14 protein-coding genes and 4 pseudogenes are annotated in these 14,598 nt (G+C 68.9%); 11 read left to right on the top strand and 7 right to left on the bottom strand.

The window, feature by feature from the left end; genetic code table 11:
- The 3 genes and pseudogenes from A37W_RS0112325 to A37W_RS21760 form a co-directional block, all read right to left on the bottom strand.
- Positions 1-206: transposase (locus A37W_RS0112325; RefSeq protein ID WP_018303345.1), on the bottom strand; the 206-nt coding region annotated here is incomplete at its 3' end.
- Between the two features lie 117 nt (positions 207-323).
- Positions 324-482, bottom strand: a pseudogene (locus A37W_RS23275) (integrase core domain-containing protein); the annotation flags it as partial.
- Between the two features lie 26 nt (positions 483-508).
- Positions 509-745, bottom strand: a pseudogene (locus tag A37W_RS21760) (transposase domain-containing protein); the annotation flags it as partial.
- Between the two features lie 55 nt (positions 746-800).
- Here A37W_RS21760 and A37W_RS21755 point away from each other — a divergent pair.
- From A37W_RS21755 to A37W_RS21750, 5 genes and pseudogenes are all read left to right on the top strand, one after another.
- Positions 801-1,973: pseudogene (locus A37W_RS21755) on the top strand (IS3 family transposase).
- A gap of 48 nt (positions 1,974-2,021) precedes the next feature.
- The gene (locus A37W_RS0112305; RefSeq protein ID WP_018303342.1) at positions 2,022-2,228 is read left to right on the top strand and encodes a hypothetical protein; all 207 of its coding nucleotides are present in this window, start codon (positions 2,022-2,024) and stop codon (positions 2,226-2,228) included.
- Positions 2,221-2,955: a pseudouridine synthase gene (locus tag A37W_RS0112300; protein WP_026198465.1), complete on the top strand. Its 735-nt coding sequence runs from the start codon at positions 2,221-2,223 to the stop codon at positions 2,953-2,955. The genes A37W_RS0112305 and A37W_RS0112300 overlap by 8 nt, the downstream gene beginning before the upstream one ends.
- Before the next feature lie 259 nt (positions 2,956-3,214).
- The gene (locus tag A37W_RS23270; protein ID WP_081617113.1) at positions 3,215-3,556 is read left to right on the top strand and encodes a DUF6481 family protein; all 342 of its coding nucleotides are present in this window, start codon (positions 3,215-3,217) and stop codon (positions 3,554-3,556) included.
- Positions 3,557-3,675: 119 nt separating this feature from the next.
- Positions 3,676-4,044: pseudogene (locus A37W_RS21750) on the top strand (IS6 family transposase); the annotation flags it as partial.
- A gap of 109 nt (positions 4,045-4,153) precedes the next feature.
- On the opposite strand, the gene A37W_RS21745 reads toward A37W_RS21750, so the two are convergent.
- The 3 genes from A37W_RS21745 to A37W_RS0112280 all read right to left on the bottom strand — a co-directional run bounded on the left by A37W_RS21745 (position 4,154) and on the right by A37W_RS0112280 (position 6,505).
- Complete coding sequence (locus tag A37W_RS21745; RefSeq protein ID WP_018303339.1) at positions 4,154-4,873, bottom strand: GntR family transcriptional regulator; 720 nt, start codon at positions 4,871-4,873, stop codon at positions 4,154-4,156.
- Between the two features lie 70 nt (positions 4,874-4,943).
- Positions 4,944-5,339, bottom strand: coding sequence for a Zn-ribbon domain-containing OB-fold protein (locus A37W_RS0112285; RefSeq protein ID WP_018303338.1), 396 nt, complete (start codon positions 5,337-5,339; stop codon positions 4,944-4,946).
- A complete protein-coding gene (locus A37W_RS0112280; protein WP_018303337.1) occupies positions 5,336-6,505 on the bottom strand; it encodes a thiolase family protein in 1,170 nt (389 codons plus the stop codon). The genes A37W_RS0112285 and A37W_RS0112280 overlap by 4 nt, the downstream gene beginning before the upstream one ends.
- Positions 6,506-6,729: 224 nt before the next feature.
- Between A37W_RS0112280 and A37W_RS21740 the strand changes: the two genes are divergently transcribed.
- Complete coding sequence (locus A37W_RS21740; protein WP_018303336.1) at positions 6,730-7,995, top strand: MFS transporter; 1,266 nt, start codon at positions 6,730-6,732, stop codon at positions 7,993-7,995.
- Positions 7,992-9,647 carry a thiamine pyrophosphate-binding protein gene (locus tag A37W_RS0112270; protein ID WP_018303335.1) on the top strand — a complete coding sequence of 552 codons (1,656 nt, stop codon included), beginning with the start codon at positions 7,992-7,994 and terminating at the stop codon, positions 9,645-9,647. The genes A37W_RS21740 and A37W_RS0112270 overlap by 4 nt, the downstream gene beginning before the upstream one ends.
- A gap of 34 nt (positions 9,648-9,681) precedes the next feature.
- Here A37W_RS0112270 and A37W_RS21735 read toward each other — a convergent pair whose 3' ends face one another.
- The gene (locus A37W_RS21735) at positions 9,682-10,629 is read right to left on the bottom strand and encodes a LysR family transcriptional regulator (RefSeq protein ID WP_018303334.1); all 948 of its coding nucleotides are present in this window, start codon (positions 10,627-10,629) and stop codon (positions 9,682-9,684) included.
- Positions 10,630-10,788: 159 nt separating this feature from the next.
- Between A37W_RS21735 and A37W_RS21730 the strand changes: the two genes are divergently transcribed.
- The 4 genes from A37W_RS21730 to A37W_RS0112245 are packed head-to-tail and all read left to right on the top strand — an operon-like array spanning position 10,789 to position 14,564.
- Positions 10,789-12,138, top strand: coding sequence for an MmgE/PrpD family protein (locus tag A37W_RS21730; RefSeq protein WP_018303333.1), 1,350 nt, complete (start codon positions 10,789-10,791; stop codon positions 12,136-12,138).
- Positions 12,135-13,085 (top strand): hydroxymethylglutaryl-CoA lyase, encoded by a 951-nt coding sequence (locus tag A37W_RS0112255; RefSeq protein ID WP_018303332.1) that lies wholly within the window; start codon positions 12,135-12,137, stop codon positions 13,083-13,085. The genes A37W_RS21730 and A37W_RS0112255 overlap by 4 nt, the downstream gene beginning before the upstream one ends.
- A complete protein-coding gene (locus A37W_RS0112250; RefSeq protein ID WP_018303331.1) occupies positions 13,078-13,809 on the top strand; it encodes an enoyl-CoA hydratase/isomerase family protein in 732 nt (243 codons plus the stop codon). The genes A37W_RS0112255 and A37W_RS0112250 overlap by 8 nt, the downstream gene beginning before the upstream one ends.
- Positions 13,806-14,564, top strand: a complete 759-nt coding sequence (locus tag A37W_RS0112245; RefSeq protein WP_018303330.1) for an enoyl-CoA hydratase/isomerase family protein — start codon at positions 13,806-13,808, stop codon at positions 14,562-14,564. The genes A37W_RS0112250 and A37W_RS0112245 overlap by 4 nt, the downstream gene beginning before the upstream one ends.
- The last annotated feature ends 34 nt before the right edge of the window (positions 14,565-14,598 follow it).

Raw genomic sequence — 14,598 nt, 5'->3', positions numbered from 1 at the left:
ATCTTCTTCAGCCGCGCGTTCTCGTCTTCCAGCGCCTTCAGCCGCCGCATCTCGTCGGGCAGCAGGCCGCCGTATCGCTTCTTCCAGTTGAAGTAGGTCGCCTGGCTGATCCCCGCCTTGCGGCAGATCTCCGCGACCGGCGTCCCTTCCTCACCCTGCTTCAGCACGAACGCCTTCTGCGCCTCCGTGAACCTCGATGCCTTCATCCGATTCCGCTCCTGTCCCAGCCAGGGAAGCGTAGCCGAAAACTCCAGCTTCGCGCTGTCCAGTTCTCAGGGGGCAGAGCATGATTTCTGGGGCTATGCCGCACGCATTTCCAGCCTGATCTTCTCTGCAAACTCGGCCGGCGGGATGTTCCCGAGGCCGGAATGTGGGCGGTGGTGGTTGTAGTCGTCCTGCCAGGCCCGGATCTGTTCGCGGGCGTCCCGCAGGCTCGAGAACAGCGCCTCGTTGAGCAGCTCGTCCCTGAAGCGGCCGTTGAAGCGTAATCATCCGGCATAGGCCGCCGTCAGGCGGCTTCGCGATGGTCCGAGAGCTGCCAGTTCCACGGGAGCAGGTTCGGCACCTGCGAAGCGGTCATGTCGGGCAGCCGGCCGAGGACATCGGCCAGCCATGCCTGGGGATCGATGTCGTTCAGCTTTGCGGTGACGATCAGGGAATACATGAAGGCGGCGCGGTCGCCGCCGCGTTCGGAGCCGGCGAAGAGCCATGACTTGCGGCCGAGGGCGACGCCGCGCATGATCCTGCCCCGCTTGAGTGGACACCCCTGATAGGCTTCTGAGCCAGGAGAGGAGTGTTCGATGGAGAACAAGATGCGGCGTCATTTTCCCGACGCCTTCAAACGCGAGGCAGTTGATGGGGCCCGCACCAGCGGCCTGACGATCATTCAGGTGGCCGACGAGCTCGGTCTCCACGAGACGGTCTTGCGGCGATGGATAAGCCGGTTCGACCCGCTGGAGACGGGACCGGCGCGGCGCCCCATCACGCAGGCGCAGGGCCCGTCTCCAGCGGATTTGGCAGCCGAGAATGCTCGCCTGAAGCGCGAACTCCAGAGGGCCGAGATGGAGCGTGATATCCTAAAAAAAGCCGCGCTCATCTTCGGAAAGGGCTCCCGATGAACTTCGGGTTTGTTGATGAGCATCGCCATCTCTGGCCCGTTCGCAGGATCTGCGCCGTGCTCGGCGTATCGGCCAGCGGCTACTATGCCTGGCGGAGTCGCCCCGAGAGCAAACAGCGTCGAGAACCGGGCCCTCCTGGGCGATATCCGCCGGGCCCACGCAGAAAGCGGGGGATGCTATGGTGCGCCGCGCGTTCACGCCGTTCTACGCGCCGCAGGTCGTGGCGTCGGTCGCCACCGTATCGCGCGGCTCATGCGGGCGGCCGGTCTACGAGGGCTGGCCGCGATCCCACGCCGCGTCCGCACAACGGACAGCCGCCATGATTACCCGATCGCGCCGAACAGGCTGCGCAGGAATTTCGTGGCGACCGCGCCGAACCAGGTCTGGCTGGCCGATCTGACCTACATCCGGACCGGCGAAGGCTGGCTTTTCCTTGCCGCGCTGATCGACATGCACACGCGCAAGGTCGTCGGCTGGAGCATGCGCGAGACCCTGCATGCCTCGATCGCTCTCGAGGCGCTCGACATGGCCGTGAAACGCCAGCGGCCGGCTCCCGGTCTGATCCAGCATTCGGATCGTGGCATCCAATACGCCGCCGACGAGTATCGCCAAGCCCTTGTCGCCGCGCAGATAACGCCCTCGATGAGTCGCAAGGGGAATTGCCTAGATAACGCGCCCATGGAGAGCTTCTTCCACACCCTCAAGGTCGAGCGGGTGCACCACCGTGTCTACGCCACCCGCGACGAGGCGCGTCGGGATCTGTTCGCCTACATCGAGGGCTTCTACAATTCACGGCGCCTGCATTCCGCAATAGGCTACCGTTCACCAGCCGACATGGAGCGCATGGCGGCCTGACCCCGTCCACTTTCTCGGGGCAGGATCACTTGGGGGCTCACCCACTTAATGGAATGGCTGGGAAGGCACGGGAGCGCGCTGCAGACGTTGTTCAGCGGCTCCATGGTTGTCATCTGGATTGCTTATCTGCAGGTGTTCCTGCGCAATCTGCAGCGCCAGCGGCGGGCCGATATCCTGATCAACATGGGGGCGGGCGTTGACCTGAAGGCGCGCTGCTTTATCAGCAACCTCTCCTTGGAACCGATGGATGGCTAAAATCCCGACCTCCCGCGTCGACAAGCTCCCGTCCTCCATGGGCTATGGTTCGCGCAAGGAAATTGCGCGAATGGCCAAGCGTGGCGGTATAACCCTGGATGCGGCCGATCCCCTGAACGTTAGTAAGCGCATTCCTATCACCCCAGATTTGCCGGCACGAGTGGAGATCGACGGCGAGGCGCTCGATCCCCTCGCGGGCATGGTCATCCTTTTGAACAAGCCCTTGGGCATGTCGTGTTCGCACAAGGAAGACGGTGCATTGGTCTATGACGTCCTGCCCGAGCGCTGGAAACGGCGTGATCCGGCGGTCTCGACCATCGGTCGGCTGGACAAGCAGACGTCGGGTCTTCTGTTGCTGACCGATGATGGCGGCCTGCTGCACCGTGTCATCAGCCCCAAGCGCCACATCAAGAAGATCTATCGTGCCAAGCTGGCCCGCCCGCTCGATGGCACCGAAGGAGGCCTTTTTGCCTCAGGCCAATTGATGCTGGAGGGCGAGGACAAGCCGCTGGCTCCTGCGGAACTCGAAGTGGTCTCGGAAACTGAAGCCCTGCTTACTGTGACTGAGGGCCGATACCATCAGGTGCGCCGCATGTTTGCTGCCACCGGCAATCAGGTCGAGAAACTGCATCGCGAACGTGTGGGCGGTCTGGCGCTGCCTGATGGCATGGTTCCCGGTCAGTGGAAGCTGCTGAGCGAGGAACAGATCGCCTTGATCTTTCGGTAGCCGCTGTGACCGGAGCACGGCTTCGGGCGGGTGAATGCCCGCTTTTTACGCAAGGGAAGAAATCTCTACCACCGACGGATCTGGCATCCAGCGACCGATCGGGTGCATGAACATGTCTGCCATACCCGATAGACCAGAAGCTGACCAGATTTGTTGAACCGCTCAATCGCCGCGGCATTTCGGGACGAGCCGTAGCCGCTGGTTGCGACCGCGTTTGCCAAGGACCACGAGTAGCAGGACACCAGGAAAGGAAGATAACATGACGGGATTCAAGGAACCCAGCTTTCAGGACCGAGCGGCTGCGGCTGCTCGTGCAAAGAAAAAGGCACTCGAGAAGATGAAAGCGGCCCCGAAGCCTGATGATGCCGACCTGGCGGCGCGAGCTGCCCGTAGGGAGGAACGGGACGCAAAGGCCGCCAGCAAGCGGGCGGCCGCCGAAGAAGCCAAAAAGCAAGGCGAGCGCGAAAAGCGTGAAAAGGCGCTCGAAGCCGAACGGGAGCAAGCGAAAGCCGTGACGCCCGAAGCAACCGAGGCGGAGCGAAAAGCTGCCAGGGACGCGCGCTACGCCGCCCGCAAAAGCCGCAATTTCGGTAGATCGTGATCACGGCCGCTCCCGCCGTATCCAACGCCGGACTGCGGATGGGCCAGCGCAACATCCGGCGACAGCTCTGTCAGAGCAACCATCTTGAGCGGGGCAGGGGGCGCGCCTAGCCTCGCCGCATGACCCAGCGCAGCCCATTCCGATACTTCAAGACATCACCAGAGATCATCCGCCTGGCGGTGATGCTCTATATCCGCTACCCGCTCTCGCTCCGGAACGTCGAGGACCTGCTGCACGAGCGGGGCATCGAGGTCAGCCATGAGACGGTGCGCTACTGGTGGAACCGGTTCGGCCCGATGTTCGCCGCCGAGATCCGCAGGCGCAGGGTCGGTGCGATGCGCAGCAGCCGCTGGAGGTGGCACCTCGACGAGGTCTTCGTGAAGATCAACGGCAAGACGCACTATCTCTGGCGGGCAGTCGACCAGGACGGCGAGGCGCTGGAGAGCTACGTCACGAAGACGCGGGACAAGCCTGCTGCGTTGAGGTTTCCTGGCGAGAACAAGTCCCAACCTCAGGCGGGGCTGCATGAACGCCCGGGCGCCGAACGTCCGCTCCAAAGCTGCACAGGGTGACCCGTGCATGGCGCCGCCGCGCGCGTCAGCCCGCCGCCGCCTTGCGGCCGGGGTAGATCCGGCCGGGACTTCCCGGTGCCGGCAAATCCATCCGCAGTCGGGCGGCATAGGCGTTGCGCACGTGCTGTGCGGCGGCAGCCGCGGCCGCGTCGGCGCGCCGCGCGGCGATCGCCTCGGCCAGAGTGGCGTGTTCGGCGATGACCTCGGTCTGCCGTTCGGGCACCAGAAGGGTCGAGCCGCGCCGGTCGGCAGTGACCATGTCCATCGTCGTCGCGCTCATCTTCGCCAGATAGCGGTTGTGCGCGGCGCGGCGGATCAGCTCGTGGAACACCTTGTTGTGCGCGTACATCAGGTCGCAGTCGCCGAAGAGCGCCGCCTCGGCCCGGGCGTGGCGGGTGATCGCGGCAAGGTCGGGGCCTGACCCGTTCAGCGCCGCCTGCGCCGCCAGCGCGCTTTCCAGAACCTCGCGGGTCAGGAACAGCTCGCGCAGCGCGTCCTCGTCGACCGAGACCACGACCAGCCCGTTGCCGCCATGCGCCGACAGCAGCCCCTCGGCCTCGAGTCGCCGCAGCCCCTCGCGCGCGGGGGTGCGGCTGATGCCCAGCCATTCGGCGACGCGATATTCCGAGATCCGGTCCCCGGGCGCGAGCTTGCCCGACTCGATGGCCTCGCGCACGACGTCGTAGGCGCGCTCCGCGAGCGGCGGGCCGTCGCTTGGCTTGCGCATGGCATTCCGGCCGGTCATCCTTGTCTCTCCTGCGGCTCGCGTCCTGGCCAGCATACCAGACCGATGCCGGTCCGCCACCGTGCCGGCCTCAACGCGGGCGGAACATCGGTACCGGCGGTCCGTCGGGGTCAGATGTGGGGCGGAATACCACCTCGACAAGCTGGCCGATGGCCACCGCGTCGGGTTCGACCTCCACCAGATCGGTCAGCATCCGCGGCCCTTCCCGCAACTCGACGTAGGCCACGATGTTGGGCACCGCTCCGGCGCGCAGCACCGTCCAGGAATAGACGGTGCCGAGGCCGCTGGCCTCTTCCCAGGCGGTGTCGCCGCTCCAGCAGAAGGGGCAGAGGGTCCGCGGGAACCAGTGCGCCTGGCCGCAGGCGCTGCAGCGGCGCAGCAGGAACCGCCCCTCGCGCGCAGCCTCCCAGAACGGCAGGCTCTCGGGGTCGGGGCGGACCGGGGGGATCGCGCGCTCTGCCGTCATGCCGCCCGCTCCAGGATGAGAGTGCCGGCGCCGTGGCGGGTCGCCAGCTGTCCACCGGTCCCGTGGACCAGCGCCAGGGTGCAGTCCGGGACCTGTACCGCGGGATGCGCCTCGCCGCGCAGCTGCCGCACGGCCTCGATGATCTTGGTGATGCCGCCGCGATTGGCGGGATGATTGTTGCACAGCCCGCCACCGTCGGTGTTGAACGGCAGCCGGCCGACGCCCGAAATCAGTGCCCCGTCCGAGACGAAGGCTCCGCCCTTGCCCTTGGCGCAGAACCCGAGGTCTTCAAGCTGCAGCAACACCGTGATGGTGAAGCTGTCGTAGAGCGAGATGTAGCGGATGTCGGCCGGCGTCACCCCGGCCTCGGCAAAGGCGGCGGGGCCGCTCCGCACTGCGGCCGTCCGGGTCAGATCGATCAGACCGCCGTGCTGGTGTCCGGTCGACTCCCCCGCGCCCCGCACCTGCACCACGGGGCGCGCCAGCGACCGCGCGATCTCGGGCCGGGCGACGACGACCGCCCCGCCGCCGTCGCTGATGACGCAGCAGTCCAGCCGGTGCAGCGGATCCGCGACCAGAGGCGAGGTCACCACATCCTCGACCGTCACCACGTCCCGCAGCACCGCATTCGGATTGTGCTGGGCGTGATGCGAGGCCGCGACCTTGATCCAGGCGAGCTGTTCCGACGTCGTCCCAAACTCGTGCATGTGGCGCCGCGCGGCCAGCGCATAACTGGCGGCTGTCGGGACCGCGTAGGGATACTCCCACTGCACATCCGGCGCCGCGGCATGCCGGATTCGCGGCTCGGTCCCGGTCTTCACCCGGTCGGCCCGCGGCCGGCCTGCCAGCGTGATCAGCGCGATGTTGCAGCGGCCGAGCGCGATGGCCGCGGCCGCATGCGCGACCTGTACGATCGGAGACACGCCGCCGATGTCCGTGGAGTCCACATGCCGGACCGTGAGGTTCAGGTAGTTCAGCATCGACTGCAGGCCGCCGGGGGCGTCTCCGGAACAGAAGTAACCGTCGATGTCGTCGCGGCTCAGACCCGCGTCGGCGATGGCGCCGGCGGCGACCTCGGCGTGCAACTGGGCGTGGCTCTTGTCCGGCGCGTGCCGGGTCGGATGCTCGAAGGCGCCGACGATGCAGGCCGCGCTGCGGATCGTCATCGTTGTCCTCCCGGCTGCGGTCTGGTCCTGTTTCCCGCCAATGGTATACCTATCCCGTCTCATCAGGCAACGGCGCTTCATTAAAAAAACCGTTCATAAAAAGGTGCTGCGGGTGAAGCGCAGGCGGGAAGACCCGACCGATCTTGCGCGCCCACATTTTCGGTATACAGTTTCCAAAGCACCCACGGCGCCCGAGAGGCCCCGCTCCAGCAGGAATCGTCCCGATGTCCGTAAGGCTCCACTTCCGCAAGGTGCTGGACACACTGCTGGAGCCGAACTTCGGCATCTACATCCTCGGCAACGCGATTTCCCTCATCGGCACCTGGACCCAGCGCGTTGCTGCCGGCTGGCTGGTCTGGCAGTTGACGGGGTCGCCGGCATGGCTGGGCGTGATCGCCTTCGCCGACCTGTTCCCGGCCGTCGTCATCGCGCCCTTCGCCGGCGTCGCCGCCGACCGCTGGAGCCGGCTCCGGATCATGCGGCTCGCGCAGGCGCTCGGTGCGGTGATCGCGGGGGTTCTCGCGGTGCTGTATTTTGCCGGACTTGCCGGGATCTGGGTCCTCGTCGGGATGACGCTGGCGCTGGGCCTCGTCGACGCCTTCGTGCAGCCCTTTCGTCTGGCGCTGGTGTCGGAACTGGTCGAGCGCGACCGGCTGACCTCTGCCGTCGCGATCAAGTCGGTGACGTTCAACCTCGCGCGGTTCGTCGGCCCGGCGGTGGCCGGTCTCATCATCGCGACCGTCGGCGTCGGCTGGGCCTTCACCGTCAATGCGCTGTCGTTTCTGGCGTTGTTCGCGGCGCTGGCGGTGGTCCGCGAGCTTCGGCCGCCGCCACCACGGCCGCCGGCACAGGGCGTGTTCACCGAGGCGGCGGCCGGCGTGCGCTATGCGGCACGCACCCCGGGGCTGGCCGTCGTGCTGGGCCTTCTGACCGCGACCTGCCTTCTCGCCCGGCCCGTGGTGGAACTGTTGCCGGGCTGGGCGGGCCGGATCTTCGGCGGCACGGCGACCGACCTCGCAGCGCTGACCTCGGCGATCGGCATCGGGGCGGTCGGGGGCGGCATCTGGCTGGCCGGGCGCCCCAGCGCCTCCGGGCTGGTCTGGATCATGATCCTGTGCTGCTACGGTCTCGTCGCCTCGCTGATCGTCTTCGCGATGGCGCCGGGGATGATCGTCGCGCTGCCGCTAATGGTCGTCACCGGGTTCTTTCTCGTCACCTCGGCGATCTCCACCCAGACCCTGATCCAGCTGAACGTCGAGGACCGGATGCGCGGCCGGGTGCTGAGCGTCTACGCGATGATCATCAAGGGAGGGCCTGCGATCGGGGCGCTCGTGATGGGCTTTGCCGCTACCGCGGCAGGGCTGCGGCTGCCGCTCGTCGTCGCGATGGTGCTGCTGGCCCTCGCGACCGTCGCCGCCCATCTCGGCCGCCGCCGGATGGAGGGGCAGCTCGAACGCCATGACGGCGAACCAAGGGGGGAAGGTGCATGACGATCCAGGACCGCGCGGCCGTGCAGACCGACCAGCCCGGCTGGGAGGCGATGGCAGATGCCTTCGTCGCCGAAGGGACGGATCACCATTTCCAGTTGATGGGGCACGGACAGATGCTCTGGGCGACGGCGCTGGACGACCGGCCCGGCGTGCGGACCGTCGATGCCCGGCACGAACACTGCGCGGTGATGGCCGCGGTCGGCTACCACTTCGCGACCGGCAAGGTCGGCGTCGCCTCGGTCACCTGCGGTCCCGGCTTCACCCAGATCCTGACGGCACTGACGCAGGCGGCGCAGGCGCGGGTGCCCCTCGTCGTGCTGGCGGCGGATGCGCCGGCGGGGATGCGCTGGTACAATCAGACGGTGGACCAGATCGGCCTCGCCCGTGCCACGGGCGCCCGCGTCGTCGCGGTCCGGTCGGGCCGGCTCCTGACCGACGGGGTGCAGGAGGCTTTCCACACCGCCCGGCTGGAGCGTGTCCCCGTTGTCCTGAACGTGCCCTACGATCTGATGAAGGTGCCGCAGCCCCGCGACCGGGCCTATGTCCCCTCGACCGACCTGATCCCCCGGCTCGCGCCGCTCGCCCCGCACCCCGACGAGGTGGACGCGCTGGCCCGCTGGCTAGCCGGGGCTCCGCGGCCCGTCCTTCTGGTCGGGCGCGGCGCGCTGGAGGCGCGCGGTGCGATCCGGACGCTTGCGGAGCGGTGCGGCGCGCTGCTGTCGACCACCTTGCCGGCGCGGGGGGCCTTCGACGACGATCCCTTCGCCATCGGCGTCGCGGGCGGATTCTCCAACGACCTCGCGCGCGGCTGCTTTGCCGAAGCGAGCCACGTGCTCGCCATCGGGGCCAGCCTGACGCAGTACACCACCGACGGCGGCACGCTCTATCCGCAGGCCGAGGTGGCGCAGATCGACATCACGCCGACAGGCCTGAGGCATGGCCGTCAGGTGGCCGCGGCGTTCCTGCGGGCCGATGCCCGGCTGGGGGTCGAGGCTCTGACCGCGGCGACCGCCCCGGCGCTGGGCTGGCGCAGCGATTCGATGCTGCAGCGGATCGCCGCGCCGCGTCCCGACGAGGCGGTCGAGATCGAGGACGGGCTTCTCGATCCGCGGGCCGTGGTCGCGGAACTCGACGCGGCGATCCCGAAGGACTGGGACATCGTCGCGGGCACCGGCCACTCCTCCTACTTTCCGTCGCACATGCGCGGGCGTCCGCCCGAACGGCACCATATCCTGCGCGAATTCGGCGCGATCGGGTCGAGCCTTCCGATGGCGATCGGCGTGGCGGCCGCGCGAGGCACGGGCAACGTCGTGCTGATCGACGGCGACGGCGGCCTGATGATGCACCTTCAGGAACTGGAGGCGATCGAGCGTCAGGGGATACGGCTGATCGTCGTCGCGCTGAACGACGGCGGCTATGGGGCCGAGATTCACAAGCTGCGCAACATCGGTCTGTCCGACCGGCTCGCCACCTTCGGCCGACCGGATTTCGCCCGCATCGCCCGCGGCCACGGCCTGCTCGGCGAGGCACCCGGTGCAGGCGGCGTGGCCGCGGCGCTGGGGCGCTATTCGGCGGCGGACCGCGCCGCGGTCTGGGACTTCCCGATCTCGACCCGGGTCCGCTCGCCGCGCGGCCGCAAGATGCCGGTCTGAGATGCGGAACACCGCCCACACCCAGGCTGGGCGTTCAGGTCTCTGCCGCGGCCGGAACGCCGATCATCTCGCCCTTGAGCCAGCGGCCCGAGCGCACGAGATCCGCAAAGCAGTCACGCACTGTGTCGATCATCAGGCACAGGTCCGGTGTCATCTCAGCCTCTTCGGAAATGGCGATGACGCGGACCGAATACAGACCGCGGATCGGCACGGCGCACAATTCGCCCCGCTCCAGTTCGGCCCGCGCCATCGCCGCAACATGGATCGTGGGGCCGACGCCTTCGCGGACCAGTGCCTTGCAGGTGCCGGCGGTATTGGCGACGGCCGCCACCGACAGCCGCAGCCCGAGCGAGGAGAACGCCTCCTCGACGATCGAGCGGATGCCGGAACTGCGGTCCCCCCCAAGGATCAGCGCTACCCCCGCCAGGGTATCGATGTCGATCGCGGCGGGGTCGAACCGGGTGTCGTCGGGCCGGTGGATCAGGCATACGGGCTCGCGCAGCAGCGGCAGGATCCTCAGCCCGTTCAGCGACCGCGGACGGTTCATCACGGACAGGGCCATCTGCCCATCGAGAAGCAGGTCGGCCCGCGCGGGCATCAGCATCGACACGAATTCGCAGGTCAGGTGCGGATGCCGCCGCTGGACCAGTTGCGACAGCGGATAGGCGAGGAGTTCTGCCGTGCCGGGCGAGACGCCGATCCGCAGGCAGCGTCGCTCGTCGGCCACGGGCTGTTGCAGCGCATGGCGAAAGCCGTCGATCTCGTCCAGGATGTGTTCCGCCCGGGGCGCGAGGCTGCGGGCGGCGGCCGTCAGGGTGATGCCGTGCGCATGCCGCACGAACAACTCGACGCCGAGTTCCTCTTCCAGCTTCTTGATCTGCCGGCTGAGCGCGGGCTGGGCCACGTTGAGCCGGGCGGCGGCGCGGCCGAAGCTGCCCTCGCGGGCGACGCTGGTGAAGTAGCGAAGCTGCCGGACCTCCACGCCGCGACCCTCCTGCCCGTGTCCGGCGCGGGCACCCTCTCCCGACATCCTACGGACTGGAGGATAGACTAGATGGTATACCAGACGATGGAAATACCCGAAGGACCCGATGCCGCCACTTCCACGGGCGCAGTGCCGGACGGGGCGGCCACTCGGACCTTGGCCGAATTCGTCGCGGGCACACCGGTTGCCGCGATCCCCGCGGCCGCGATCGCGGCGGCGCGGGCGGCCGTCGTCGACACGCTGGGCGTCGCGCTCGCGGGACTGGACGAGCCGCCGTCGCGCATCGCCGCCACGGCCGCGCTAGCACCCGGCGCGGCCGGTCTCGCACCGCTCTGGGGCCGGGGCGCGGCGACCTCGCCGGCCGACGCGGCCTTCGCCAACGCCGTTGCGGGGCACGCGCTCGACTTCGACGACAGCCTGCCGAGCCTGTGCGGCCACCCGTCGGTGCCGCTTTGCGCGACGGGTCTCGCGGTGGCGGCGGCGCTGTCGCGGCGGGGCCGGCCTGTGGATGGAACCACCTTCCTCGCCGCCTTCGTCGCGGCGCTCGAGGTGGCGGGGAAGCTGTCGCGCGCGCTCGGGCATGGGCACTACGGCAAGGGCTGGCACCCGACCGCGACGCTTGGCGTCTTCTCGGCCACCGCGATGGCCTGCCGCCTGCAGGGACTGGACGCCCGCACGACGGCACAGGCCTTCGGTCTGGCCGCGGCCCAGTCGGGTGGCATGGTGCGCAACTTCGGCTCCATGGCCAAGCCGTTTCAGGCCGGCCACGCCGCCCGTGCGGCAATCGTCGCAGCCGACCTGGCCGCCGCCGGCATGACCGCGGCCGAGGACATCTTCGACGGACCGCGGGGCTACCTCGCCGCCTATGGCGACGGGCCTCCCGCTCCAATGCCAGTGCCGGGGGATCCGTGGGAGATCTTCGTGCCCGGAATCTACGTCAAGCGCTGGCCCTGTTGCTACGGCAACCACAGGGCGCTCGCCGGGATCTTCGACCTTGTCGCCCGCCACGGCATCGCGGCGGACGACGTGCGGGGCGTCGCGGTGGGCTTCCTGCCCGATGCCGACAAGGCGCTGATCCATCGGGCGCCCAATGACGGGCTGTCGGCCAAGTTCAGCATCGAATACTGCGCCGCGGCGGCGCTCGTCGACGGGCGCGTGACGCTGGCAAGTTTCGAAGATGCGGCCGTCCGGCGGCCCGAGGTGCAGGCCCTGATGACCCGGGTGCGGCGGGTGCCGATGCCGGGCGAAGGCTCCTTCTCCGGCGTGGTGGGCTGGACCGACGTCGCCATCGACACCGTCCGCGGCCGGTTCGAGGTGCGTGTCGATCACACTCCGGGATCGCCCGAGGCGCCGATGACCGAGGCCGACCGCAGCGACAAGTTCCGGGGCTGCGTGACGGGGCGGCTCGGTGCCGCGGGGGCCGAACGCCTGTTCGCCGCGCTGGGCCGGCTCGACCGGATGTCGGACGTCGCCGCGCTCGCGGCGCTGATGGAGCCTGCGCCATGACCGCCCGCGATGTGGTGATCTGCGAATGCCTCGCCCGCGACGGGTTGCAGCACGAGCCCGCCCATGTCCCGACCGCCACCAAGGTCGCGCTGATCGACAGCTTTTCCCGCGCCGGGTTCGCCCGGATCGAGGCGACGAGCTACAGCCATCCGGGCCACGTGCCGGCCTTCGCCGACGCCTCGGAGGTGCTGCGCGGAATTGCCCGTCCACCCGGTGTCGCGTACAAGGCCACCTGCCCGAACCAGCGCGCGGTGGACAGGGCGCTGACAGATCTGCTGGCAGGACATGGCGCGGACGAACTGAGCCTGCTGGTCTCGGCGACCGAGGCGCATACCGCACGCAATCTGCGCACCACCCGCGCAGACCAATGGCACCGGGTCGAGGCGATGGCCGCGGCGGCACGCGGGCAGGTGCGCCTGGTCGGCGTGATCTCGATGGCCTGGGGCTGCTCGTTCGAAGGTGCCGTCGACCCCGGACGCGTGGCCGAGGATGCCGCCCGCTTCGCCGACCTCGGCGCCGACCTCGTGACCCTTGGCGACACCATCGGAACGGCGACGCCCCGGTCGGTCGCGTCGCTGATCGCGCGCGTCCGGGCGGCGGCGCCGGACGTGATCCCGGTCGGGCATTTCCACGACACCCGCGGCACCGGGCTCGCCAACTGCATGGCGGCGCTCGAGGCGGGCTGCACCCACCTCGACAGCGCGATGGGCGGCACCGGCGGGCATCCCGCCGGCATCGTCTATGGCGAGGGCTTCACCGGCAACGTCGCGACCGAGGATCTGGTCAACCTGCTGGAGGAAGAAGGCACCGCGACCGGGCTCGACCTCGACGCGGTCGAGGCGGCGTCGCGCGCCTGCGAAGCCGCCTTGGGGCGGCCGCTGCGCAGCATGGTCGCGCGGTCGGGCTGGGGCCTGTCCCGGCGAAGCAGGGAGGCGGCCGATGCCTGATGTCCTGATAGTCGAGACGCGCGGGCCGGTTCGCATCCTGACGCTGAACCGTCCGCACAAGCTGAACGCGCTCGACACGCCCCTGACCCGGGCGCTGTGCGAGGCGCTGGACGACGCCGCCGGCAATCCGGACGTGCGCGCGCTCGTGTTGGCCGGGGCCGGCCGGGGCTTCTGTGCCGGGGCCGATACCGCCGAATTCGCGGACCTCGTGCCGGGGCAGGGCGATCTCGTGGCGGACCGGGCGGCGCTCACCGCGCGGCTGCACCGTCTGTTGCGCGAGGTGCCGCAGCCCATCGTGTCGGCGATCCATGGTGCTGCGGTCGGCGGTGGCGCAGGCCTCGCCATCGGGTGCGACATGGCCGTCGCCGCCGAAGGGACCCGGTTCGGCTACCCCGAACTGCGGCACGATCTGGTGCCGGCGCTGGTCATGACGAACCTTGTCCGTCAGATGGGCCGCAAGCTCGCCTTCGAACTGGTGGCGACGGGGCGGATGTTGTCGGCGACCGAGATGCTGGCTGCGGGTCTCGTCAACCGCGTGGTCCCTGAAGGCAGTGCGCTCGACGCGGCGATCGCGCTGGCCGAAACCTGCGCGCGGCCCAAGCTGGTCGCGATGCAGGCGACCAAGCGGCTGTTCCATGAAGTCGCGGAGGCCGACTTCGACGCCGCGATGGAGGCGGGTCTGCAGGCCAACATCGCGATGCGCGGATACAGGGAGGCGGAATGACCACTGACGAACCCATTGCCGTGACGCAGGACGGGCCGGTGGCACGGATCGTCCTCAATCGCCCGCACAAGCGCAACGCGGTCGATCTGGCAACCTGCGTGGCGCTGCCGGCCGCGATCATGGCGCTCGACACGGATCCCGACGTTCGGGTGGTTCTGATTTCGGGTGCCGGCCCGGTCTTCTGCGCCGGGGCGGACCTGTCGGAGCGCAAGGACCGCGATGCCGCCTGGGTCCGGCAGCGGCGCCTTGCCGCCTTCGCGGCCTACGAGGCGATCGAACGCTGCGGCAAGCCGGTCATCGCGCTGGTTCACGGGGCAGTCGTCGGGTCGGGGGGCGAAATCGCGATGGCTGCCGACTTCATCGTCGCCGCCGAGGGCACGGTGTTCCGCTTTCCCGAGCCGAAGTGGGGCACCGTCGGCGCCACCCAGCGGCTGCAGCGGGCGATCGGCGTTCGCGGGGCCAAGGAACTGCTGTTCACCGGCCGCGACTTGCCGGCGGCCGAGGCGCTGACGCGCGGGCTGGTCGCGCGTGTGGTGGCGGCCGCCGATCTCGACGCCGCCGGTCGCGAGACGGCGGCGGCCATCGCCGCCGCGCCGGAGCTTGCGATTCGCCTGACCAAGCAGGCCGTCGATCTGGGCGCGGCCACCGATCTAACGAGTGGTATACGACTAGAGCTTGCCGCAATAGACCAGAATCTTGCCGCCGGTGACTGGAAAGCCGGGCTGGATCGCTTCGAGAAGCGCAAAAAAGACTGATAAATCAGTAATTTGATAGACTCATGCCGCTTCG

The organism is Wenxinia marina DSM 24838 (genome assembly GCF_000379485.1).
In the GTDB taxonomy this organism is placed as follows: Bacteria; Pseudomonadota; Alphaproteobacteria; order Rhodobacterales; family Rhodobacteraceae; genus Wenxinia; species Wenxinia marina.
The sequence above is the reverse complement of the archived record's forward strand: the minus strand, read 5'-3'. Positions and strand labels throughout refer to the sequence as shown.